Here is a 20,037-nt window from a genome sequence, read left to right as displayed (position 1 = left end):
TGAGGGGCGTCAAGTGTAACGAGCGGTTGGTTCGACGCCCGCACACTGTTCGCGTTCGACGTCGTGTCACCGCTCCGGCACCGGCGTTCCGGGTTGGAATCGCTTGCTCATTGCCACGCGCACGGTTTGGCCTCGCCGAACCCGGGAGCGAAGGGTGCGAACGCGGGGCGACGCCGCGCATGGCGCGGTTACCACTTTCGGGGCGAGCTGCAGCCCCACCGGTGCCGGCGCTGGCCGACAGCTAGCGCGTTGGCGTGGGCTGCTTGCGCTGCGTGGGCGGCTTGTTCCAATCTCGCCGCTGATGTTTCGCGCGAGAGCTTGCCGATGAAGACCGTTGCCTGCCGTTTGCTTGCCGCCGTTGCCGGCGGTTTGTTGCTGGCTGCCTGTTCGCAGGGCGGTGCACCGGCGCCGAACCCGACGCAGCAGGCGGCGCAGGTACAGGATGCTGCGGCCAAGCGCAATCTCGACACCTACCGCGAGTTGCTGCGCATCAAGAACGACGAGATGGCGGTGACGATGGGCAAGGACATCGTGCAGCGCTTCCCGGACAGCGCGGCGGCCAAGGAAGTGCAGCAGACGCTGCCGGAGATCGAGAAGCGCTGGCAGACGGTGAGCACCCAGCGGCGCCTTGCCGCGCTGTGGCAATACCAGACGGCGCCGATGGCTGGCGGCACGCAGTCCACGGCCTCGATCTACAACAGCACTCCGACCGATACCCGCGTGCGCCTTGTGCTGCGCCGGCATACCAGTTGGGGCCAGAGCGCATTCCTGTTCAGTGATGCGCATGGCTTCGTGTGCCACGCCAATTGCACGATCAAGGCGAAATTCGACGACACCGCGCGCGAGATCAAGGCGTATGCGCCGTCGACCGGCGAGCCGGCGCTGATGATCCGTGACGACAAGGGGTTCATTGCGCAACTGGCGAAGGCGCAAAAAATCACCTTGAACGTGACCATGCAGGATGGCGAGAAAAAGGTCGCGCTGGTGTACGAGGTGGGCGGCTTCGTGCCCGACCAATGGCAGGCGTTGCCGAAGAAGGGCGGCAGGAAGTAGTCGACTGCGCAGGTTTGATCCGGGCGCCCGGCTCGTATCCGACTTGCGGGCAATCGGCTGCCCATCCCAGAGTCTGGTCGGGATGCATCCGATGAATCCCGACTCACGGCGCGGTGACGCGCTGGCTGGCCGGGCAACGGTTCAGCGCACGACCGTGACCGGTACGTGCGCGCGCGCCAGCACGTTGCTGGAGACCGAGCCCAGCAGCCAGCGCGCCAGCGCGCCGCGCTCGGTGTGGCCGATCACGATGTGGTCGATCGCGTGCTGGCCCACTTCGTTCAGCAACACATCGCCGGGGCTGCCGTGTACCAGCTCGATGTCGGCCAGCTCCGCGGTGTCGGGTGCAATGGTGGCCAGTTCGGCGCGCAATTCCTGCCCACGCTGGTCGCCGGCATCGGTCATCATCAGGGCGACGGTGTCGCCCCCTTCGGCCACCTGCAACACCGAGACCACGCGCACACGGCCGTGGCAGGCACGCGCCAGGTCCATGGCAAACGCGAATGCGCGCCGGGCGGCATCCGAGCCGTCATAACCCACCAGCGAATACTTGGGCATACCTGTTCCGGTCGAAACGACGGCCTCAGTGTATGCGTGTGGTGTTAGCGAAGTATCAAGATGAACGGTGTCATCCGCCGCTCACGCGATCGTGACGGCGAGGCGTCAACGCTGGTCGGGCAATGATGCAAGCCAAGGAGATCACGATGAGCAAGCACACTCTGGCCCTGACTGTCGTCCTTTCGCTGGGCATGGTGGCGCTGACGGCAGCGCCGACCATGCCGGCCTACGCGGCCGAAGCCAACGTCAAATGTCACCTCGACTTCAGCCTGTCAGGCTGGTCGATCATCTACAAGCGCGCCGAGGGCAGCGGCACCGTGCGTTGCGACAACGGCGAGCAGGCCGCGGTGAAAATCAAGGTGATCGGCGGCGGTCTCACCGCCGGCAAGTTCCGCATCGACCACGGTACCGGCGATATCACCCACGTGCGCAACATCGGAGATGTGTTCGGCAATTACGCGCAGGCCGGCGCCGAACTTGGCGTGGTGAAAAGCGGCACCGCGCAGGTGCTGACCAAGGGCACCACCTCGCTGGCGCTGGCTGGCCACGGTGAAGGCATCAACCTCGGCGTGTCGGTGGGCAAGTTCACCATCAGCCGCCGCTGAGTTTGTGGCAATCGGCCACGGATGGCGCGGATGCATCGGCATCGGTGGAAAACACTGCCGCTTTCCGTTGGGACCGGCACCCGGCGCGCCTTGTCGCGCGCCGGGCGCGACCGGCGCGTAAACTGGACCGTCACCATCGCGATTGCGGAGGATCTGCCATGCGTCGCCTGTCACTGCTGCTTCTACTCACCTTGTTATGCGGCCTGCTGGCCGCGCCATTGCTGGCCGCCGAAGCCGGACCGCAGGTGGGCGACTCCGCGCCGAGCTTTCGCCTGCAGGACCAGAACGGCCATTGGCGCAGCCCCGCCGATTACCACGGCCACTGGCTGGTGCTGTATTTCTACCCGAAGGATTTCACCCCCGGCTGCACTACCGAGGTATGCACTTTTCGCGACGATATCGCCAAGCTGCGCCAGGCCGGCGCCGACGTGGTGGGCGTCAGCCTCGACAACGTGAAATCGCACGCGGAGTTTGCCGCGAAGTACCACGTGCCGTTCCCGCTGCTGTCCGATGCTGACCGCAAGGTGGCGACGACCTATGGCGTGCTCACCTCGATGGCTGGCGTGCATTACGCCGCGCGCACCACGTTCCTGGTCGACCCGCAGGGCAGGATCGCGAAGATCTACACCAAGGTCGACCCGCAGGCGAACTCCGGCCAGGTGCTGGCCGATCTTGCGAAGCAGCCCAAGGCGGCGCGCTGATGCCGGTGATGGCACGGCTGGATACCCGCAGCGCGCCGCGCGGCCTGATGCCGTGGCGGGTGGCGGTGTGGCTGTTGCTGCTGTTGGCCGGCTTCGGCTGCGTGCAGTACCTGATGCATGCGCAGCTGTTGTGGGCGCAGCGCGCACGGGTTTCCGCCGCCGACGCGGGGGCGCTGAACCAGCTGCTGGCGTGGGACGTTGGCTATTTTGCCGCGGCGTTCGTGCTGATCGTGCTGTGCGCCGGCTGCATCTTGCGCCAGGGCTGGGCGCGCGCGCCGTTGCGCGTTGCCTGTGCCGCACTTGCCCTGTGGATGTTGGCCAGTGGCGGCATGATGCTCGCACGCTGGTCGCAGTTCGACCAGGCCAGCGCGGATGCGCTGACGCAATTTGGCGCCGACGCCAAACTGCACGCGGCGGTGGCGCACGCGCGCCGGGTGTATCGCATCACGTTGGGCTTGAAGGCGCTGGCGGTGCCGTTTCTGGGGTGGCTGGTGTGGCGGCTCGATACGCCGGCGGCGCGTGCGCAATTCCGCCGGCGCCACTGACGCATTCAGCGTGGGTTGACGGCGTGCGGGCTATCGGTAGCCGATTCTTGCCACGGAACCTGTCGATGCGTACCCCGGTTTTGCTGACCCTGCTGTTGCCCCTGGCGCTGGCCACGCCGCTGCATGCACAGGATCTCGCCACCACGTGCCATGCCAGCAGCAGCTACGACGTCACCATTCGCCCGGATAGCGTGCTGTTCGACCGCCCCAGCCCGGCGCCGCTGCGGGTGGAACTGAGCCACGGCAGCTTGCAGGTGGATGGCGCGAAGGTGCCGCTCAACGCCGAGGATCAGGATCGCCTGAGCCTGTTCGAGCGCGACCTGCGTGCGCTGGTGCCCAAGGTCAAGGTGGTCGCCGACCACGGCGTCGACATCGCGGTGCAGGGCTTGCGCGACGAATCGGCGGGCCTCGGGCTGGATGCTGGTACGCGCGCGCAGATGGCGCAGAAACTGGCCGCCGAGTCGACCAGCCTCAAGCAGCGCATCGCGGCCAGCCAAAGCACCCACGACTGGCAGGGCAGCATGGCCGACCAGGTGATCGACCAGGTCGCCGGCGATCTGCTGCCGCTGGTGGCCGGTGCGCTTGGCCAGCAAGCCATCGACGCCGCGACCAGCGGCGATCTGCAGGCCGCCGGTGCACTGCGCGACCGCGCGGCCGATCTTGCCACCCAACTCGAGCCGCGGATGCGCCAACGCATGCAGCAGCTGCGGCCGCAGGTGCTGGCGCTGTGCCCGACGGTGCGCCAGCTGGTTTCGCTGCAGCAAGGCGTGCGTGACAACCACGGACGCACGCTCGACCTCATCGACCTCGGCCAGTAAGCCGCCAGCCGACGCCGACACCACGGCGCGCGTCGCGCTGACCGGTCGCGGTCGTACATGACGCTGGGCGCGGGTGGCGGAGGCCACCTAACGTGGGCGCGGGCGATGGGCCCGGCAAACGAACGGTGATGTCATGCGGCCATTGGCATGGTGGGGCCTGCTCGGGCTGGCGCTGATGGTGTCCGGTGCGCAGGCGGGCGATAGCTTGCGCGTGGGCAGCCAGGTATTGGTGACCGGCGATGGTGCGGCCACGGTGGTGGCCCTGCTTGGCAAGCCGTCGTACAAGTCCCATGCGCGAGCGGTGTCGAACCATAGCCGCAGTCGCAAGCGACGCGGCACGCGGGTGACGTCGGCTGCCGCCAGTCCGGGCGAGCATTGGCAGTATCGGCGCGATGGCCGGGTGATCGTGGTGACCTTGGTCGACGGCCGCGTCACCGACATCGACGAGCGCACGCGCTGATGGCTCACGCTCTCCGCGTGTGGCGCGGTCAGGCGATGATCGCGTGCGGCACGAAGCGCGCGCTGTCCTGGGTCACCAGGGTGCGATCCTCGCGTAGCCCCATGCCGCAGGCCGCGTCGCCCACCACCCAACTGCCCACCAACGGGTACTGGCCGGCAAATGCGGTGAGCGGGTGGCAGGCCTGGATGATGCACGGGCCGGCGTAGGGGCCGGGCGTGGCGACCTCGTGGCCATCGGCCAGGCGCAGCGTCACGTTGGCGCCTTCGCGCGAATGCAGTGGCTTGCGTACCCAGCCCGGCGGCAGCGGCGAGCCGTCGTCGAGGCGCGCCGGCAACAGGTTGGGGTGGCCGGGGTGGGCTTCCCACAGCAACGGCAGGATGCCCTTGTTGCTGAGGATCGCCTTCCATGGCGGTTCGATCAGTTGCAGCCCGGAACGCGGCAGGTAGCGGCCGAACGCTTCGGCAAACAGGTCTTCGAGCGGGTACAGCTTGAACAGGCAGCCGATGGCACGGTCGTCGAGATCGGTGAAGCGGCCGTCGACGCTGATACCGATGTCTTCGATGGCGAGCGTGCCGCACCGGATACCGGCCTGCAGCGCGCAATCACGCAGGTAGGCGATGGTGCCCTGGTCCTCGATCGAGTCGCGCACGGCGCTGAAATGGAACGGCTGCGTGATGCGCGGTGCAAGGGCGGCGAAGCGCTCGACCAGGCGCTCCTGGATCGCGTTGAACTGGTCGGCGTCGCGCGGCAGCGTGCCATCGGCGATGCGGTCCTCGAGCCATTGCCACTGGAAAAACGCGGCTTCGTACAGTGAGGTCGGGGTGTCGTAGTTGAGCTCGTAGAGCTTGGCGGCGCCGATGCCGTCGTAGGCAAGGTCCATGCGTCCGTAGAGGTGCGGCGTGCGCGTTTTCCAGCTGTGCGCGATCCAGTCCCAGTACGCCTCGGGGATCGCCAGCTGGCGCAGGCGCCGTTCGTCGCCCACGATGCGGTCGACGAGATCGAGCGCCATCTGGTGCAGCGTCTGCGTGGGCGCTTCGATCGCCCGCTCGATTTCGCGCAGGGTGAAGGCGTAGTACGCGGCCTCGTCCCAGTACGGGGCGGCGTCGATGGTGTGGAAACCGAAGCCGTACGCGGCGGCTTGCGCGCGCCAGTCCGCGCGCTCGGTGATGGCGATACGCTGCATCAGCCGCCGAAGCCGTGGAAACCCATGCCGCGCGCCGCGCCGCCGCTGCCGAAGCCGCCGCGGCCCACCGTGGTCACCGCGCGGTCGGGGGCGCTGGTAACGGTTTCCAGCGCGCGCCCACTGCCGCTGCGAAAACCACCGGCGTAACCCCCGCCGCTGCCGTAGCCGCCGCCTGCCGGCGGGTTTTGGTTTGGCGGGCCCTGGTTTTGCCAAGGCGCCTGGTGCCAGCCGTTGGCGTTGTCGCGAAACGCCGCCGCGCTGCGAAATGCGCCGGTGGCGGTGTTGCCGCGCATCGCCTGGGCCAGCATGAAACCGGCCATCATCGGCATGAAATAGCCGTGGCCGCCGACCGTGCGCTCGACGCATGCGAGCTCGCCGTAACGCGCTTCGCATTCGCGTGCGGTGGAGAACGCCGGGGCGTCGGTCTTGGCCTCTTGCGCGGCCTTGACGTAGGCGTCGCTGCATGCGGTGGCGTCGTTGCCGGCAGCAACGCAGGCGTCGACCGAGGTGTACAGGCCGCTGCGCACGGCGTCCGGCTCGTGGCTGCAGGCGGTGAGCAGCAGTGGCGCGCTGCCCATCAGGATCAGGCTGGCGGTGCGGGATCGTTTCATCGGTCGCTTCCTGCGTGGGAGGCGCCAGTCTGCCAGAGGCGTCAGCGGGGCGAAACCGCGGGCGTCAGGCGAGTTCCTCTGCCAGCGCATGCAGGTCGCCGATGTGCTCTTCCCACCAGCAGGGTTCGGCGGCAAACGGGAAGGCGGCAGGAAAGGCCGGATCGAGCCAGCGCGCGGCGATCCAACCGGCGTGATGCACCTGGCGCATCGCGCGCAGCGCCGGGATCAGCGCCAGCTCAGTGCGGTCGAAGTCGCGCCATTGCTCGTAGCCGTCGAGTAGCGCGGTAAGCGCGGCATCGTCGGCGGCGAGCATCCACAGATCCTGCATGGCAGGGCCCATGCGCGCGTCGTCGAGGTCGACGAAATGCGGGCCGGCATCCGTCCACAGGATGTTGCCGGCATGGCAGTCGCCGTGCAGGCGCAGCGTGCGCACTGGGCCGACTGCGGCCTCGCGGGTGGCGATCGCGCGATCGAGCGCGTGCACCGCGTCACGGTACGCCGGGTGCAGGTGCGCGGGCAGCAGGGACGAGGCGAGCACCGCGTGCATCGGGCGGGCGATGAAGCTTTCGCGGTTGAGCGCGCCGCGCTGCGCAAACGTTGCCCGTGAGCCGACCGCATGCACGCGCGCCAGCAGGCGACCGAGCCATTCAAGCGTTTCGCGCGCTTCAAGTTGTGGCGCGCGGCCGCCGTGGCGCGGCGCGAGTGCGTAGCGGAAACCGGCGTGCACGAGCAGGGTGCGGCCGGCAAACGCGAGCGGCGCGACGAGGGGAATCTCGGCGTCCGCCAGTTCCTGCGCAAACGCGTGTTCCTCGGCGATGGCTGCATCGCTCCAGCGCCCCGGGCGATAGAACTTCGCGATCACCGGCGCGGCATCCTCGATGCCCACTTGCCACACGCGGTTCTCGTAGCTGTTCAGGGCGAGCAGGCGGCCATCCGGCCATAGGCCGTAGGCAGCGACTGCATCGAGCACGAGGTCGGGCGTCAGCGTGGCGTAGGGCGCGGTTTTCATGTCGCGGCCACGGCGGCGGCCGGCACCACCGCCATTGTCAGCCGCGAGATGCACACCAGGTGGGCCGCGGCGTCTTCGATGCGGACCTCCCACACCTGCGTGCTGCGCCCGCGGTGGAACGGCCGCGCGGTGCCGGTCACCAGCCCGCTGCGCACGCTGCGCAAGTGGTTGGCGTTGATGTCGAGCCCGACCGTGCGGTAACGCGCCGGGTCGAGCGTGAGCATGGCCGCGGTGCTGCCGAGGGTTTCCGCCAGCGCCACCGAGGCGCCGCCGTGCAGCAGGCCGTAGGGCTGGTGGGTACGCTGGTCGACCGGCATGGTGCCGGCCAGCCAGTCGTCGCCGAACGCGGTGATGCGGATGTCGAGCGCCTCCATCAGCGTGCCCGCCCGCCAGGCGTTGACGCGCGCCAGGTCGATGTCGTGGTGCCAGATGCTCATGTCGCTCCAGTTTTACCGAAAGCCGTATTGTCGGCGCGTGGCCATCGCGGCGACAATGCACCAGTGTCCATCGTGACCCTGCAACGCACCGGACGGCGGTTTACCGTCGGCGCCGACGAAACCGTGCTCGAAGCCGCGCAGCGCGCCGGCGTGGCGTTGCCGTATTCGTGCCGCGCCGGCGTGTGCGGCAGCTGCAAGGCCACCTTGCTGGCCGGGCAGTGCGGCTACCCGCGCAATCCACCGCTGGCGCTGGATGCCGGCGAGCTGGCGCAGCATGCGATCCTGCCGTGCCAGGCGGTGCCAACGACCGATCTGTTGCTCGAGGCGCGCGAAGTGCCCTCGGTGGAAGACATCGCGCGGCGCGAACTGAGCGTGCGGGTGGTGGAAAAGTGGCCGCTGGCGCCGAACGTCACCGGCCTGCGGCTGCTGCCGGTGGCGGGCGAGGCGCGCCTGCGCTGGCTGCCGGGGCAGTATCTCGACGTGGTGCTCGACGACGGCCGCCGCCGTCCGTTTTCGATCGCCAACGGGCCGCGGCGCGATGGCTTGATCGAGCTGCATGTGCGCCACGTTGCCGGCGGCGGTTTCACCTCCGAGGTAGCCGAACGGCTTGCCGTGGGCGACACGCTGCGGATCGATGCGCCGTTGGGCACGTTTGTCGCGCGCGAGGACTCGGAGCGGCCGATGATCTTCATGGCCGGCGGCACCGGCATTGCGCCGGTAAAAGCGGTGGTCGAGCACTTTCTCGCGCTCGGCACCCGCCGCGCGATGACGGTGTACTGGGGCGTGCGCCACCTCGCCGACTTGTATCTGGCCGCGCTGATCGACCAGTGGCTGCACCGCTCGCGCCACCTGCGCTTTCACGCGGTGCTGTCCGAAGGCGAGGCCGAGCCGCCGTTGCGGCGCGGTCTGGTGCACGCGGCGGTGCTGGCTGATTACCCGGATCTTTCCGCGCACGACGTCTACATGAGTGGCCCGCCGGCGATGATCGAGACCGCGCGCCGGCAATTCATCGCTGCCGGCCTGCCCGAAGAGCGGCTGTACTACGACTCGTTCGAATACGCCCCCGACGTGCTGGCCAAACTCATTGCCAGGCGCGCCGGATTTCATCCGTAATGGCGCAGGCGATGGTCGGGCCAAGGGTCGACCGGCGCAAGCTTCGCCGCCCCCGGGGGTCGGACTTCAGCCCGACAGGTTGCCCGCGATTAGCCTGGCCTCAAGCCGGCCGGATACCGCCAGACGCCCGCAAGGTAGCCTTCAGCGACCTTTTGCCACCGGCAGTTGCGCGGCCTGCCACGACAGCACGCCGCCGCCCAGCGTGTACACCTGCTTGAAGCCGGATTTGACCAGCCGCTGCGCGGCCTTGGCCGAGTTGCCGCGGCCGTCCTTGTCGATCACCACCACTGGCAGCTCCTTCGCCTTGGCGAGGTCCTTCTGCTCCGGATCGAACTGGCTCATCAGCACGTGACGCGCGCCCGGCACGTGCATCTTCTCGAAATCGGCGATCGCCGAAAGGTCGATGAGCAGCGGGCTGTGGCGGTTGATGAGCAGCGTCAGGCCGCCCGGCGTGAGCTCTTTCACCTTGCCGAACAGAATGCCGAGCTGGGTCACGATGAGGCCGGCCAGGAGGATCGCGAACAGCGCCGCCAGCGCCGCGTGGTTGCCGAGGAATTGGGGCAGCTTGTGCAGGAAATCTTGCATGTCGGTTCCACCGGCGCACGCCGCGCCGTCAGGGTCAAACCACCGATTGTACAGGGGTGCTCAATCCTGCTGGATGTTGGGCGGGCCGCTTTCCAGCCACCAGCGGTGGGTTTTCTCGTCGTAGCGCCACAGCTGCTGCTGGACCACGCTGCGTTCCACCTGGGTGTGCTTGTTGACGAAGCTGATGCGCGCGGTTTGCCGCACTTCGGTGTCGCTCACCGGCGTCGGGCCGTTGCCGTCGTCGTAGTCGGTCACGGTCACCTGCTGGTAGCGCGCCAGGTCGAGATTGGTCGGCGGATGCGCCTTGAGCACCTCCGGGTCGACGAAACTCACGGCGCTTTGCAGACCGTTCCAGCGCACGGCGCCGGCATAGGCGTTGAGCGTGGTGGTCAGGGTATCGCTGCGCTTTTGCGCGGCGCAGCCAACCAGCAGCAAGGCGCTGGCGGCAAGCAGGGGCAGGAGACGGCGCATGGCAGAGGGTTCCGTGAAAGTCGCGCCATTGTGCGGCGCGGCTTCGGGGGCATCAATCGTGACGCTTGGCCACGAAGCGGGCGCTCAGGGTGGCTGCCGGCTTGCCGTCGGCGCCCGGCACGCAGCAGGACACCTCGGTGCGTGCCTTGCCGCGTGCGGCCAGCGTGGTGAAAAAGCGCGCCCAGTCGGCACCTTCGGCCAGCCGTGCCTCGGCGCTGAAATCGGCCCACACCGGCTGCAGGTAACGCACGGTGGATTCGCCCACGTAGACGTCGCAGACCTCGCCGCGGGCGCGCAGCGCAAGTTCCACCAGCCCCCAGCCCGCGAGCGTCATCAGGCTGGCAAGGCTGCCGCCGAAGGCACAGCCCTTGTCATTGACATTGGGCGCCAGCGGTACCCGCAGGCACAGGTGGTGCTCGTCATAGGCAGCCAGCTCCAGCGCCATGGCGCGGGCGAGGGGAATCCTGTCGTACATGAAGCGCACCAGCTCGTGCGCGGGGTCGGTGTTCGGGTTCACGGTGGATCCGTCGTCTTCGCAGCCCGCCATTACACTGCAAGTGTTCGCCCGATGGCAGTAATGGGAGTGCCGATGGCTTTCCACGATTCAGGCACAAGCGCGGCGCTTGCGGGGCGCACCATCGTCATCACGCGCCCTGCCGGCACCGCCGGCGGTCTGGTGCGCCGGGTGCGCGCGGCAGGCGGCATACCGGTGCTGCTGCCCGGCCTGTCGTTGCGCGGCCTCGGCGATGCCGCGGCCCTGCGTGCGGCGCTGGCGGATGAAGTGCTGGTGTTCACAAGCCCGGCGGCGGTGCGTTTCGCGGCGCGCCTGGCGCCGCTGCGCACGCGCGCCCTGGTGTTGGCGGTGGGGCACGGTACGGCGCGTGCGCTGGCCCGGCTCGGGGTGGCGGCGTTGGTGCCGGCCCGGCAGGACAGCGAAGGCGTGCTTGGCCTGGAGGCGACGCAACACTTGGCCGGGCGGCGCGTGGCGCTGATCGGCGCGCCGGGCGGGCGCGGCGTGTTGCGCGAGCAGTTGGTGTCGCGCGGTGCGCAATTGCGCGAACTGCATGTCTATTGCCGCGTGCCGCCGCGGCTCGACCGGCGGCACGCCGCGGCGATCGACCGCCTGCCGCGCAGTGCCCGCGTGTTGTTGTCCAGCGCCGAGGCGCTCGGCCACCTCATGCATCTGCTGCCGCCGGTAGCGCGAGCACACCTGTGCGCGGCGGTGGCCGTGGTGAGCAGCGAGCGTCTTGCACAGGCCGCGCAAGAGGCCGGTTTCCGGCGCAGTGTGCTGGCTGCGTCGGCCAATGCCGCCGATTTGCTGGCCGCTGCCGCGCGCCCCTAGGGCGCGCTTCACGGGCTGGCGATGAAGCCGCCGGGCCTGCCTGTTAGCATGCCGGACATGGACGAACACGATTCCGCAAGCACCACCGCCCCGTCACCCCGCGCGGCGCCGCGACCGCCGTCGCGCGGCGGCAGTATTGCGCTGGCCTTGCTGCTGGCCGTGATCGCGCTGCTCACCGCCGGTTACGTCGGCTGGCAGCAGTGGCGGCAGCGCAGTGGCCAGGCAGCCGATGCACATGCGCTTGCCGCCCTGCAGCAACGCGTGAGCGCGCTGGAAACCACGCTGGCCAGCGTCAGCGGTGGGCGTGCCAACCTTGCGCAGCGGCTGGATGCGGCCGACCAGCTCGACCACAACCTGCAAGCATCCGCCCAGGCGCAAGGCGATCGCCTGCGCCTGCTGGAAGAGGCTGTGGGCAAGCTTTCGGAGACCACGCTCTCGGCGCACGATGCCACCCTGCTGGATGAAACCGAGTCGCTCCTGCGCATGGCAAAGTCGCGCTACGACCTGTTCCATGACGCGCGCGGTGCCGTCCGCGCCTATGCGCTGGCAGCGCAAACGTTGGCGGAAGTGAACGACGGCGCGTTTGCCGGCCTGCGCGAAAGCATCGAGACCGAGCGCCGCGCGCTGCTCGCGACCCAGCCGACCGAGCAATCGGTGGCCTTGGGCAAGCTCTCCGCGCTGCGTGACGAGCTGCCGGGCCTGCCGCTGAAGCCGCTGGATACCCCGGTCGATGCGTCGGCCACCGGAGCGTGGGCGCGCATTGGCCGCGCGTTGGCCGGCGTGGTCAGCGTGCAGCGCGACAACGGTGCGCCGCTGGCGATTGCCGATGCGCGATTCGCGCGTGAATTGGTGGCGCTCGATCTGGCCCAGGCGCAGGCCGCGCTGCTGGCGCATGATCCGCGCGCCTGGGCGGGCGCCGTGCAGCGCGCCAGCGACGGCCTCGCCACCCAGTTCGACACCGGCAACGACGCCGTGCAGCAGGCGCGGGCCGGTCTCAAGCAGCTGGCGACCGCGTTGCCGCACAACCGGCCGGTGCCGCTGGGTGCGGCCCTGACGGAGCTGCGCAGCTTGCGCGCGCTGCACACGCTGACCGACACGCCCACTCCGGCGGCCACTACACCGCGCCCGACGAGGGCGGCACGATGAGCCTGTGGCGCTGGATCCTGTGGCTGGTGATCGCGGCTGCGCTGGCCGCGTTCGGCTGGCACTGGGTGGCTGCCGATCCGGGCTACGTGCTGGTGCGCCTGCACGGTTGGCGGGTACAGACCACGGTGGTGGCCGCCGTCGTCGTGCTGGTGGTGGCGTGGGCGGTGCTGACCGGCTTGTGGCGGCTCGTGAGCTGGCCCTTTGGTGCGCTGTCGCGGCGCCATCGGCGGGTCAGCCGCCGGCGTCTTGCCGCCGGCTTGATCGCCCTGCTGGAAGGTCGCCTTGGCGACGCCGAGCGCGATTTGAACCGCGCCTCGCGACTGGACTTGATGCGTGGTCCGGCGCTGCTGGCTTCGGCCGAGGCCGCCTCGCGGCGGGGGGAGCACGAGCGCGCGCTGGAGATTCTCGCGGAAGCCTCGCAGTCGGCGCCGATGGCGGCCCGGGTGTTGCGTGCCCGCATCCTGTGCCGCGACGGCAAGCCGGGCGAAGCGCTGGCCTTGCTGGCGCCCGATGCCGACAAGGGCACGCTGCCGCCGGGCGGTTGGCGCGAGCTGGCGCAGGCGGCGCTCGCGGCGGGCGACACCAAGCGTGCGCTGACCACACTCCAGCCTCTGCACAAGAGCGGTGCACTTGGCGCCCGTGGCTACGCGGCACTCGAAGCCGAAGTGCTGCGCGCGGCGATCGATGCGGCGCCGGACGGCGCCGAGCTCAACACCTTGTGGTCGAACCTGCCGAAGACGCAACGCCGGGTGCCGGCGGCGATCGACGCGTATGCCCGCCGCATTGCTGGCTTCGGCCTGATCCTGCCGGCGATGGACGAGCTCGAATCGGCCTTGCGCCGCGAGTGGTCGCCGCAGCTGGCGGAAACCTACGGCATCCTGGCCGGTGGCGATCTCGACGCGCGGCTGCGCCGGGTCGAAGGCTGGCTCGACGCGCATCCGAACGATGCCGTGCTGCTGCTGGCGGCCGGCCGCGTGTGCGTGCGCGACCACCTGTGGGGCAAGGCGCGCCAGTATCTCGAACGTTCGCTGGCGCTGGTGCCATCGAGTGGTGCGTGGGAGGTGCTCGGCGAGGCGCTGGCCGGGCAGGGCGATGCCGAGCGCGCGCAACGCTGCTGGCGCAACGCGCTGGCGATGACGCGCGGCGAAGCCGTGCAGTCGCTGGCCGGACACGGCGCGGGCGTCATCGACACCTCTGCGATTGCGCTGGAAGAGCGCGACGAGCACGGCGTGCCGCGCCTCAAGGGCTGATCGCACCAGGGCCATGGCCAGTACAGTGCTCGACCCGGCGACATCGCGCACGCTGTTCGTGCTTGGCGCGAAAGACCCGGAGATGAAGCTCATCCGCGAGGTGCTGGAGTTTCTCGCCTTCGAGTGGATACCGGCCACGCGCGCCGGCAAGCGCGTCTACCCCGGCAATGCATACGCCGCCGATCCGCCACCACTGGACGCTGCGGCGTTTGCCACGGTGCACGCGGTCGAATGTGGCTGGTCGCATGAGGCTGCGAACGTGACCCACATCGACCACCATCATCCCGGCGACCCCGGCTACGGCAAGCCGCCGGCCGAGTACTTTGCGGCGGCGTCCATTGGCCAGATCTTTGCGCTGGCCGCGCACGAGCTGCCGGCGCACGGCCAGCAGGCGCGGCTCGCCGCACTGCACGCGCGCTACGACCACGTCGCCCATCTTGCCGCTGCCGCCGATCATTGCCTCGGCGCCGCGTATCGCGGGCAGTGCCCCGGCGTCGATCCGGGCGAGCTGACGCAGTGGATCATCGAACGCCGCGCTGCCTTTCTGCATATGTCGCCGGATGCCTTGCGCGCACGGGTTGAAGCCTCGTGCGTGCGCATTCGCGCGCTCGCTGTGGATGGCCTCGCCGACTTGCGCGGCGAACCCGGCAGTACCGTGCCGGAGGCGCCGCACGCCGCGTGCATAGCCGGCATCGCGGTGCTGACCGAGGTCGTCGACCGCGATGGTCGCCACAAGGTGGGTCTGCTCGGAGCCAGCGCCGCGCAGGTCGCGCGCTTCCTCGCCGGTGAACTGGTGCCTGGCCTCACGGGTTTCTACGGCGACCCGGCACGCGGGTTTGCTGGCGGGTATCGGCCGCGCGCCGACAGATAGCCGCAGCGGCTACGCGGCGATGCGGGTGATCTTGGCCGCAGCCTTGCCGATGGTGCGATGCGCGAGTTCGAGATCGTAATCGGCCTGCAGGCCAAGCCAGAACCGCTCGCTGGTGCCGAGCGCCGCGGCCAGCCGCACCGCGGTGTCGGCGGTGACGCTGCGCTTGCCGAGCACGATCTCGTTGATCCGCCGCGGCGGAACCCCCGCTGCACGCGCCAGCGCGTTCTGGCTGATGCCGAGCGGCTGCAGGAATTCCTCGAGCAGGATCTCGCCCGGGTGGATGTTGGGCAGGGTTTTCACATTCGGCTCCGATGTTCAGTGGTAGTCGACGATTTCCACGTCGTGCGCCGCGCCGTCTTCCCAGCGAAAGCAGATGCGCCATTGGCCGTTGATGCGAATGCTGTACTGGCCGGCACGGTCGCCCTTCAGCCGTTCCAGCCGGTTGGCCGGTGGAGCCCGCAGATCGTTCAACGTCGCCGCGTTGTCGAGCATGCGCAGCTTGCGGCGCGCGACCAGCTGGATCGTCAGCGGCAATCGACGCGTCGGGACACCGCGCCAGATCGTCTCGGCATCCTTGCTGGCGAAACTCCGAATCATGGGCGAACCATAACGGCTGGCGTCATGTAACGCAACACGTTATGGTTTGGCTCACTTCTCCGACTTCAAATCCGGAAAATCCTCTTCGAGAAACTCCTGCTCGCCGCGTTGGTCTGCGGCGCGGCGGCGGATCTCATCGGCGCGCAACTGCACCCGGCGGATCTTGCCGGAGATGGTCTTGGGCAGCTCCACCACGAACTGGATGCGACGCACGCGCTTGTACGCAGCGAGCTCCTGGCGGGCGAACACGAACACGTCGCGTGCCAGCGCGGGTGTGACCACTGTGCCAGCCGCCAGCGTGACAAACGCCTTGGGCACTGAGGTGCGCACTGGGTCGGGGCTGGGGATCACCGCGGCCTCGGTGATGGCCGGGTGCTTGATCATGGCGCTCTCCAGCTCGAACGGGCTGATGCGGTAATCCGAAGCCTTGAACACGTCGTCGGCCCGGCCGACGTAGGTGTACCAGCCGTTGGCGTCGCGCGCGGCGATGTCGCCGGTGTGGTAGTAGCCATCGCGCATCACTTCGGCGGTCTTTTCCGGGGCGTTCAAGTAACCCTGCATGAGCCCGGTGGGCCGCGTCGTCGTGAGCGCGATGCACACCTCGCCCTGGTCGCTGCGCTGGCCGTCGCCGTCGAGCAGCTCGATGTGGAAGCCAGGCATCGGCCGCCCGACCGAGCCGGCGATGAGCTTCTGGCCGGGGCTGTTGGCGATCAGCGCCGGTGTTTCGGTCTGCCCGTAGCCGTCGCGGATGGTGAGCCCCCATGCGCTGCGGATGCGCTCGATCACCTCCGGGTTGAGCGGTTCGCCGGCGCTCACCAGCTCGCGCAGCGCGAGCCGGTTGCGCCACGCCGCGAGGTCTTTCTGGATCAGCATGCGCCATACGGTGGGCGGCGCGCAGAAGGTGTTGACGTGCTCGTCGGCAAGGCAGGCAAGCAGCACGTCGGCATCGAAGCGCTCAGTGTTCAGCGCCACCACCGTGGCCTCGCCGTTCCACGGGGCGAAGAACGGGCTCCACGCGTGCTTGGCCCAACCCGGCGAGGAGAGATTGAAATGCACGCCGCCAGGCTGGATGCCCACCCAGTACATCGTGGTCAGGTGCCCGACCGGATAACTCGCGTGGGTCTGCACCACCAGCTTGGGCTGCGAGGTGGTGCCCGAGGTGAAGTAGTAGATCAGCGGATCGTCGGCGCGCGTCCCGCCGTCCGGCGCAAAGGTTTCCGGAAACGCGCGTGCGGCTTCGTGGTTCACCCAGCCGTCCGGCGCGCCGTCGCCGCCGATGCATACGTGCGCGCCGACGCCGGTCGTGAAGCGCCCGGCATACGCGCGGCTGGTGACCACGTGGCGCGCGCCGCTGCGCTGCATGCGCTCGACCAGATCCTGCTCGGTCAGCAGCACGCTGCAGGGGATGAACGGCGCGCCAAGTTTGATGCAGGCGAGCATGGTTTCCCACAGCGCGACTTCGTTGCCGGCCATCAGCATTACCGGGTCGCCGCGCCGCACGCCGAGGCTGCGCAGGTGGTTGGCGACCTGCGCCGAGTGGACGGCCATTTGCGCAAAGCTCAGGCGCCGGGTGGCGCCGTTGCCGACGATCACCAGCGCGTCGCGCGGGTTGTCCCTGGCCATCACGTCGAAATAGTCGAGCGCCCAGTTGAAATGGTCGAGCGCTGGCCAGGCGAAGTGCGCGACGGCGCTGGCGTAGTCGTCGCGATACTTCAGCAGCGTGTTGCGCGCGGTCAGGAAGGCCTCGGTTGCGGTACCCATGGCGCGTGCTCCGGATGATGTCGATGCGGCGACCATACACGCCCCGCACAGGCCAAAAAAGCGCCGCGTGTACACGCGGTTTTCACCTCGCTCGTAGTCTTGACCTGCCGCGCTTGCCGCCCCGGTGCACGGTGCGATACTGGTTGATGTCGTCCCAAGGAGTCACCCCATGAAGCTCTACAGTTTTCCCGGTTCCTGCGGTCTGGTCAGCAACATCGTGCTGGAGTGGGCCGGTGAGCCGTACACCGTCGAGTTGCTGAAAAAAGAGGATCTGCACCAGCCGGCGTATCTCAAGATCAACCCGAACGGCCAGGTGCCGGTGATCGACGAAGACGGCTGGATCCTCAACGAAAACGCCGCGGTGCTGAGCTATATCGCCGACAAGCATCCGCAGGCCAAGCTCGATGGCGATGGCACGCCGCGCGGCCGCGCCGAGGTGAACCGCTGGCTGGGCATGCTCAATTCAGACGTCCATCCGGCGTTCAAGCCGTTGTTCGGTTCCACCGACTTCCTCGGCGACGAAAAGCTCATCGCGAAGTCACATGCGGTGGCGCTTGACCGCCTGCGCGGCTTGTTCGGCATCATCGACAAGCACCTCACCGGGCGCGACTGGCTGGCCGGTACCACGCGCTCGATCGCCGATCCGTACCTGTTCGTGGTGCTGACCTGGGCGCATTTCGTCAAGGTTGACCTGACCGGTTACGAGAACCTCAAGCGCTTCGAGGCGAAGATGCGCACGGACGCCGGCGTGCAGAAGGCGCTCAAGGCGCAGGGGTTGGAAAAGGGCCACTGAGCTTTTCGCTGACATGAAAAAACGGCGATGCATGCATCGCCGTTTTTTTGTGCGTGGCGTTCAGAACTTTTCGACGTCCGGACGCAGGTCGAGCTCCTGTGTCCACGCGGTGTGCGTCTGCGCGTGCAGCATCCAGTAGGCGTCGGCGATGGCTTCCGGCGCGAGGAACGTGGCCACCGCGCGGCCGAGGTCGCGGCTGCGGGTGCGCGGGGAATCGATCTGGCCGTCGATCACGACGTGGGCGACGTGGATGCCCTGCGGGCCGAATTCGCGAGCGAGGCTTTGCGCCAGGGCACGCTGGCCGAACTTGCCTACTGCCAGCCCGGCGAAGCCGGCGCCGCCGCGCAGCGCGGCAGTGGCGCCGGTGAACAGGATCGTGCCCGCGTGTGCTTTTTGCATGGCCGGCAACACTTCGCGCGCGGCGAGGAAGCCGCCATAGCAGTTGGCCCGCCACGCGGCCTCGAAGGCTTCGGGCGTGAGGTCGAGGATGCCGCCGCGGGTGAAGCTGCCGGCATTGCAGATGAGCACCGTCGGGTCGCCGAGTGCGGCGCGCACCTGGGCAAACGCGGCGGCGACCGATGACGGACTTCCGGCGTCGCAATCCCACCCTTGCGCACGGCCGCCGGCGCTGGCGGCGGCGTCCAGCGCGGCCTGCCTGCTCGCCGGCGTGCGCGTCAACAGCGCCAGCGCGTGGCCTTCGCGCACGAAGCGCGCCACCAGCGCCGCACCGAGGCCGGGGCCGGCGCCGAGGATGGCGGTAACGGGTTGCTGCTTGTTCATGGTGCCTCCGTTTGGCCGTCCAATCAGGCTTTCGCCTTCGGGCTGACGTAATTGCCGACCGTGGTGCGGAACGCGATGTTGAACCGGTTCCAGCCGTTGATCGCGATGATGGCGAGCGTCAGGTCGGTCACGGCCTTTTCGTCGAAGTGGCGGCGTACCTCGGTGTACACCGCGTCCGGTACTTCACCGTCGCGCAGCTGGGTGACGGCCTCGGTCCATGCCAGCGCCGCACGTTCGCGTTCGCTGTAGCACGGCGCCTCGCGCCATACCGGAATGAGGTACAGGCGCTGCTCGGTCTCGCCTTCGGCGCGGGCGTCCTTGGTGTGCATGTCCAGGCACCACGCGCAGCCGTTGAGCTGCGAGGCACGGATCTTCACCAGCTCCAGCAGGGATTCCTCCAGCCCGCTTTTGCGCACGGTCTGTTCGGTGTGGATCATCGCCTTGAACGCATCGGGCGAGGCGGTCTGGTAGTTGAGACGTTGGGTCATCGGGGAGTCTCGATTCAGGCGTGGGGGAAGAGTTTTTGCAGGTCGCCGTAGCCGAAGTCGGTGGCGAGCCCGCTGAAATGGCCGCTGGCCTTGAGCCGCGCGGCGGCGTCGCGGGCGGCGGCGTAGGCCAGGGTGGCGAGGCGGGTGGCGGTGGTGACGCGGGCGACGCCGAGTTTGGCGAGCTCGGCGAGATCCGGCAGATTGTCGAAAGCGGCGACGTTGAGCGGCGCGTCGATCCGTGCGCACAGCGTCTTGAGCAGTGCCGGATCGCTGGCGCCGATCGGATAGATGCCATCGGCACCGGCGGCAAGATAGGCCTGCGCGCGGCGCACGGTTTCCTCCAGCCGTTCGGCGTCGCTGCCCTGCCACGGCACCATGTAGGTGTCCACCCGGGCGTTGATGAAGATCGGCACCTTGGATTGTTCGGCGGCCTCGCGCGCCGCGGCGATGCGGGCGGCCGCGTCGTCCACCGGGCGCAGGGTCGTGTGGCGCACGCCGTCCTCGAGGTTCAGGCCGGCGATGCCGGCGTCGATCGCGTTGCGTACGTGGGTGGCGACGGCCACCGGCGTGTCGCCGTAACCGGCCTCGAAATCCACGCTCACCGGCACCGCCGCCGCGCGCGTGATGCGGCGGATCGCCGCCAGCACGTCAGCAAACGGCGCCTGCTCGCCATCCGGATAACCAAGCGACCACGCCACGCCACCGCTGGTGGTGGCCACCGCGGGAAAGCCGAGACTGGCAAGCAGCGCGGCGCTGCCGGCGTCCCACGCATTGGGCAACAACAAGGTGTGCCGACGGTCGTGCAGCGCGCGGAACTGGCGTGCGTGCGCCAACTGGGTTTGCTGATCCATGCACCGACTCCT

General features: G+C 68.8%; 26 protein-coding genes. 12 read left to right on the top strand and 14 right to left on the bottom strand.

Translation table 11 applies throughout. The features are described 5' to 3' along the window. The first annotated feature begins 324 nt into the window (after positions 1 to 324). On the top strand, positions 325 to 1,053 hold the full coding sequence (locus AC3WP6_RS12800; protein WP_492628077.1) for a hypothetical protein: 729 nt from the start codon (positions 325 to 327) through the stop codon (positions 1,051 to 1,053). 141 nt (positions 1,054 to 1,194) lie between these two features. Here the strand turns inward: AC3WP6_RS12800 and AC3WP6_RS12795 are convergent, their stop codons facing one another. Next, a complete protein-coding gene (locus tag AC3WP6_RS12795; protein WP_492628076.1) occupies positions 1,195 to 1,608 on the bottom strand; it encodes a universal stress protein in 414 nt (137 codons plus the stop codon). A gap of 146 nt (positions 1,609 to 1,754) precedes the next feature. Between AC3WP6_RS12795 and AC3WP6_RS12790 the strand changes: the two genes are divergently transcribed. The 5 genes from AC3WP6_RS12790 to AC3WP6_RS12770 all read left to right on the top strand — a co-directional run bounded on the left by AC3WP6_RS12790 (position 1,755) and on the right by AC3WP6_RS12770 (position 4,737). Continuing rightward, positions 1,755 to 2,213 (top strand): hypothetical protein, encoded by a 459-nt coding sequence (locus AC3WP6_RS12790; RefSeq protein WP_492628075.1) that lies wholly within the window; start codon positions 1,755 to 1,757, stop codon positions 2,211 to 2,213. Positions 2,214 to 2,371: 158 nt separating this feature from the next. Continuing rightward, complete coding sequence (locus AC3WP6_RS12785) at positions 2,372 to 2,914, top strand: peroxiredoxin (protein ID WP_492628074.1); 543 nt, start codon at positions 2,372 to 2,374, stop codon at positions 2,912 to 2,914. Continuing rightward, positions 2,914 to 3,459 carry a hypothetical protein gene (locus tag AC3WP6_RS12780; protein WP_492628073.1) on the top strand — a complete coding sequence of 182 codons (546 nt, stop codon included), beginning with the start codon at positions 2,914 to 2,916 and terminating at the stop codon, positions 3,457 to 3,459. The genes AC3WP6_RS12785 and AC3WP6_RS12780 overlap by 1 nt, the downstream gene beginning before the upstream one ends. Positions 3,460 to 3,524: 65 nt before the next feature. After that, positions 3,525 to 4,277 (top strand): DUF2884 family protein, encoded by a 753-nt coding sequence (locus AC3WP6_RS12775; protein WP_492628072.1) that lies wholly within the window; start codon positions 3,525 to 3,527, stop codon positions 4,275 to 4,277. Between the two features lie 133 nt (positions 4,278 to 4,410). Next, entirely contained in the window at positions 4,411 to 4,737 is a 327-nt protein-coding gene (locus AC3WP6_RS12770; protein ID WP_492628071.1) for a DUF2845 domain-containing protein, read from the top strand. Positions 4,738 to 4,765: 28 nt separating this feature from the next. Here AC3WP6_RS12770 and AC3WP6_RS12765 read toward each other — a convergent pair whose 3' ends face one another. From AC3WP6_RS12765 to AC3WP6_RS12750, 4 genes are all read right to left on the bottom strand, one after another. Next, positions 4,766 to 5,920 (bottom strand): glutathionylspermidine synthase family protein, encoded by a 1,155-nt coding sequence (locus AC3WP6_RS12765; RefSeq protein ID WP_492628070.1) that lies wholly within the window; start codon positions 5,918 to 5,920, stop codon positions 4,766 to 4,768. Beyond that, positions 5,920 to 6,531 carry a DUF1190 domain-containing protein gene (locus AC3WP6_RS12760; protein WP_492628069.1) on the bottom strand — a complete coding sequence of 204 codons (612 nt, stop codon included), beginning with the start codon at positions 6,529 to 6,531 and terminating at the stop codon, positions 5,920 to 5,922. The genes AC3WP6_RS12765 and AC3WP6_RS12760 overlap by 1 nt, the downstream gene beginning before the upstream one ends. A gap of 64 nt (positions 6,532 to 6,595) precedes the next feature. Continuing rightward, positions 6,596 to 7,540 (bottom strand): serine/threonine protein kinase, encoded by a 945-nt coding sequence (locus tag AC3WP6_RS12755; protein WP_492628068.1) that lies wholly within the window; start codon positions 7,538 to 7,540, stop codon positions 6,596 to 6,598. Then, positions 7,537 to 7,977, bottom strand: a complete 441-nt coding sequence (locus AC3WP6_RS12750; RefSeq protein WP_492628067.1) for a hotdog fold thioesterase — start codon at positions 7,975 to 7,977, stop codon at positions 7,537 to 7,539. The genes AC3WP6_RS12755 and AC3WP6_RS12750 overlap by 4 nt, the downstream gene beginning before the upstream one ends. A gap of 63 nt (positions 7,978 to 8,040) precedes the next feature. Here AC3WP6_RS12750 and AC3WP6_RS12745 point away from each other — a divergent pair, with 63 nt between their 5' ends. Beyond that, entirely contained in the window at positions 8,041 to 9,090 is a 1,050-nt protein-coding gene (locus AC3WP6_RS12745; RefSeq protein ID WP_492628066.1) for a 2Fe-2S iron-sulfur cluster-binding protein, read from the top strand. A gap of 141 nt (positions 9,091 to 9,231) precedes the next feature. Here the strand turns inward: AC3WP6_RS12745 and AC3WP6_RS12740 are convergent, their stop codons facing one another. Genes AC3WP6_RS12740 through AC3WP6_RS12730 form a run of 3 tightly spaced genes read right to left on the bottom strand, consistent with a single transcriptional unit; the run spans position 9,232 to position 10,693 of the window. Continuing rightward, on the bottom strand, positions 9,232 to 9,675 hold the full coding sequence (locus tag AC3WP6_RS12740; RefSeq protein ID WP_492628065.1) for a rhodanese-like domain-containing protein: 444 nt from the start codon (positions 9,673 to 9,675) through the stop codon (positions 9,232 to 9,234). 60 nt (positions 9,676 to 9,735) lie between these two features. Further along, positions 9,736 to 10,146 (bottom strand): hypothetical protein, encoded by a 411-nt coding sequence (locus AC3WP6_RS12735; RefSeq protein WP_492628064.1) that lies wholly within the window; start codon positions 10,144 to 10,146, stop codon positions 9,736 to 9,738. Positions 10,147 to 10,198: 52 nt separating this feature from the next. Continuing rightward, a complete protein-coding gene (locus AC3WP6_RS12730) occupies positions 10,199 to 10,693 on the bottom strand; it encodes a YiiD C-terminal domain-containing protein (protein WP_492628063.1) in 495 nt (164 codons plus the stop codon). Between the two features lie 42 nt (positions 10,694 to 10,735). Here AC3WP6_RS12730 and AC3WP6_RS12725 point away from each other — a divergent pair, with 42 nt between their 5' ends. From AC3WP6_RS12725 to AC3WP6_RS12710, 4 genes are read left to right on the top strand one after another with little or no spacing between them, the layout of a single operon-like run. Beyond that, on the top strand, positions 10,736 to 11,488 hold the full coding sequence (locus AC3WP6_RS12725) for a uroporphyrinogen-III synthase (RefSeq protein WP_492628062.1): 753 nt from the start codon (positions 10,736 to 10,738) through the stop codon (positions 11,486 to 11,488). A 57-nt stretch (positions 11,489 to 11,545) separates the two neighbouring features. Next, positions 11,546 to 12,634: a uroporphyrinogen-III C-methyltransferase gene (locus tag AC3WP6_RS12720; RefSeq protein ID WP_492628061.1), complete on the top strand. Its 1,089-nt coding sequence runs from the start codon at positions 11,546 to 11,548 to the stop codon at positions 12,632 to 12,634. Next, the gene (locus AC3WP6_RS12715; RefSeq protein ID WP_492628060.1) at positions 12,631 to 13,884 is read left to right on the top strand and encodes a heme biosynthesis protein HemY; all 1,254 of its coding nucleotides are present in this window, start codon (positions 12,631 to 12,633) and stop codon (positions 13,882 to 13,884) included. The genes AC3WP6_RS12720 and AC3WP6_RS12715 overlap by 4 nt, the downstream gene beginning before the upstream one ends. Positions 13,885 to 13,897: 13 nt before the next feature. Then, entirely contained in the window at positions 13,898 to 14,755 is an 858-nt protein-coding gene (locus AC3WP6_RS12710; RefSeq protein ID WP_492628059.1) for a hypothetical protein, read from the top strand. Between the two features lie 9 nt (positions 14,756 to 14,764). On the opposite strand, the gene AC3WP6_RS12705 is transcribed toward AC3WP6_RS12710, so the two are convergent. The 3 genes from AC3WP6_RS12705 to AC3WP6_RS12695 are packed head-to-tail and all read right to left on the bottom strand — an operon-like array spanning position 14,765 to position 17,113. After that, positions 14,765 to 15,055, bottom strand: coding sequence for a HigA family addiction module antitoxin (locus AC3WP6_RS12705; protein WP_492628058.1), 291 nt, complete (start codon positions 15,053 to 15,055; stop codon positions 14,765 to 14,767). A gap of 15 nt (positions 15,056 to 15,070) precedes the next feature. After that, positions 15,071 to 15,352: a type II toxin-antitoxin system RelE/ParE family toxin gene (locus AC3WP6_RS12700; protein WP_492628057.1), complete on the bottom strand. Its 282-nt coding sequence runs from the start codon at positions 15,350 to 15,352 to the stop codon at positions 15,071 to 15,073. A gap of 51 nt (positions 15,353 to 15,403) precedes the next feature. Continuing rightward, positions 15,404 to 17,113 (bottom strand): AMP-binding protein, encoded by a 1,710-nt coding sequence (locus AC3WP6_RS12695; RefSeq protein WP_492628056.1) that lies wholly within the window; start codon positions 17,111 to 17,113, stop codon positions 15,404 to 15,406. A gap of 169 nt (positions 17,114 to 17,282) precedes the next feature. On the opposite strand from AC3WP6_RS12695, the gene AC3WP6_RS12690 reads away from it, so the two are divergent. Continuing rightward, the gene (locus AC3WP6_RS12690; RefSeq protein ID WP_492628055.1) at positions 17,283 to 17,906 is read left to right on the top strand and encodes a glutathione S-transferase family protein; all 624 of its coding nucleotides are present in this window, start codon (positions 17,283 to 17,285) and stop codon (positions 17,904 to 17,906) included. A 60-nt stretch (positions 17,907 to 17,966) separates the two neighbouring features. Here AC3WP6_RS12690 and AC3WP6_RS12685 read toward each other — a convergent pair whose 3' ends face one another. The 3 genes from AC3WP6_RS12685 to AC3WP6_RS12675 are packed head-to-tail and all read right to left on the bottom strand — an operon-like array spanning position 17,967 to position 20,025. Then, complete coding sequence (locus AC3WP6_RS12685) at positions 17,967 to 18,686, bottom strand: SDR family NAD(P)-dependent oxidoreductase (RefSeq protein WP_492628054.1); 720 nt, start codon at positions 18,684 to 18,686, stop codon at positions 17,967 to 17,969. A 23-nt stretch (positions 18,687 to 18,709) separates the two neighbouring features. After that, positions 18,710 to 19,174 carry a carboxymuconolactone decarboxylase family protein gene (locus tag AC3WP6_RS12680; protein WP_492628053.1) on the bottom strand — a complete coding sequence of 155 codons (465 nt, stop codon included), beginning with the start codon at positions 19,172 to 19,174 and terminating at the stop codon, positions 18,710 to 18,712. 14 nt (positions 19,175 to 19,188) lie between these two features. Beyond that, a complete protein-coding gene (locus tag AC3WP6_RS12675) occupies positions 19,189 to 20,025 on the bottom strand; it encodes an isocitrate lyase/PEP mutase family protein (protein WP_492628052.1) in 837 nt (278 codons plus the stop codon). Positions 20,026 to 20,037 lie beyond the last annotated feature (12 nt).

The sequence above is a fragment of the Rhodanobacter sp. FW106-HT46G03 genome (assembly GCF_058789895.1).
The sequence above is the reverse complement of the archived record's forward strand: the minus strand, read 5'-3'. Positions and strand labels throughout refer to the sequence as shown.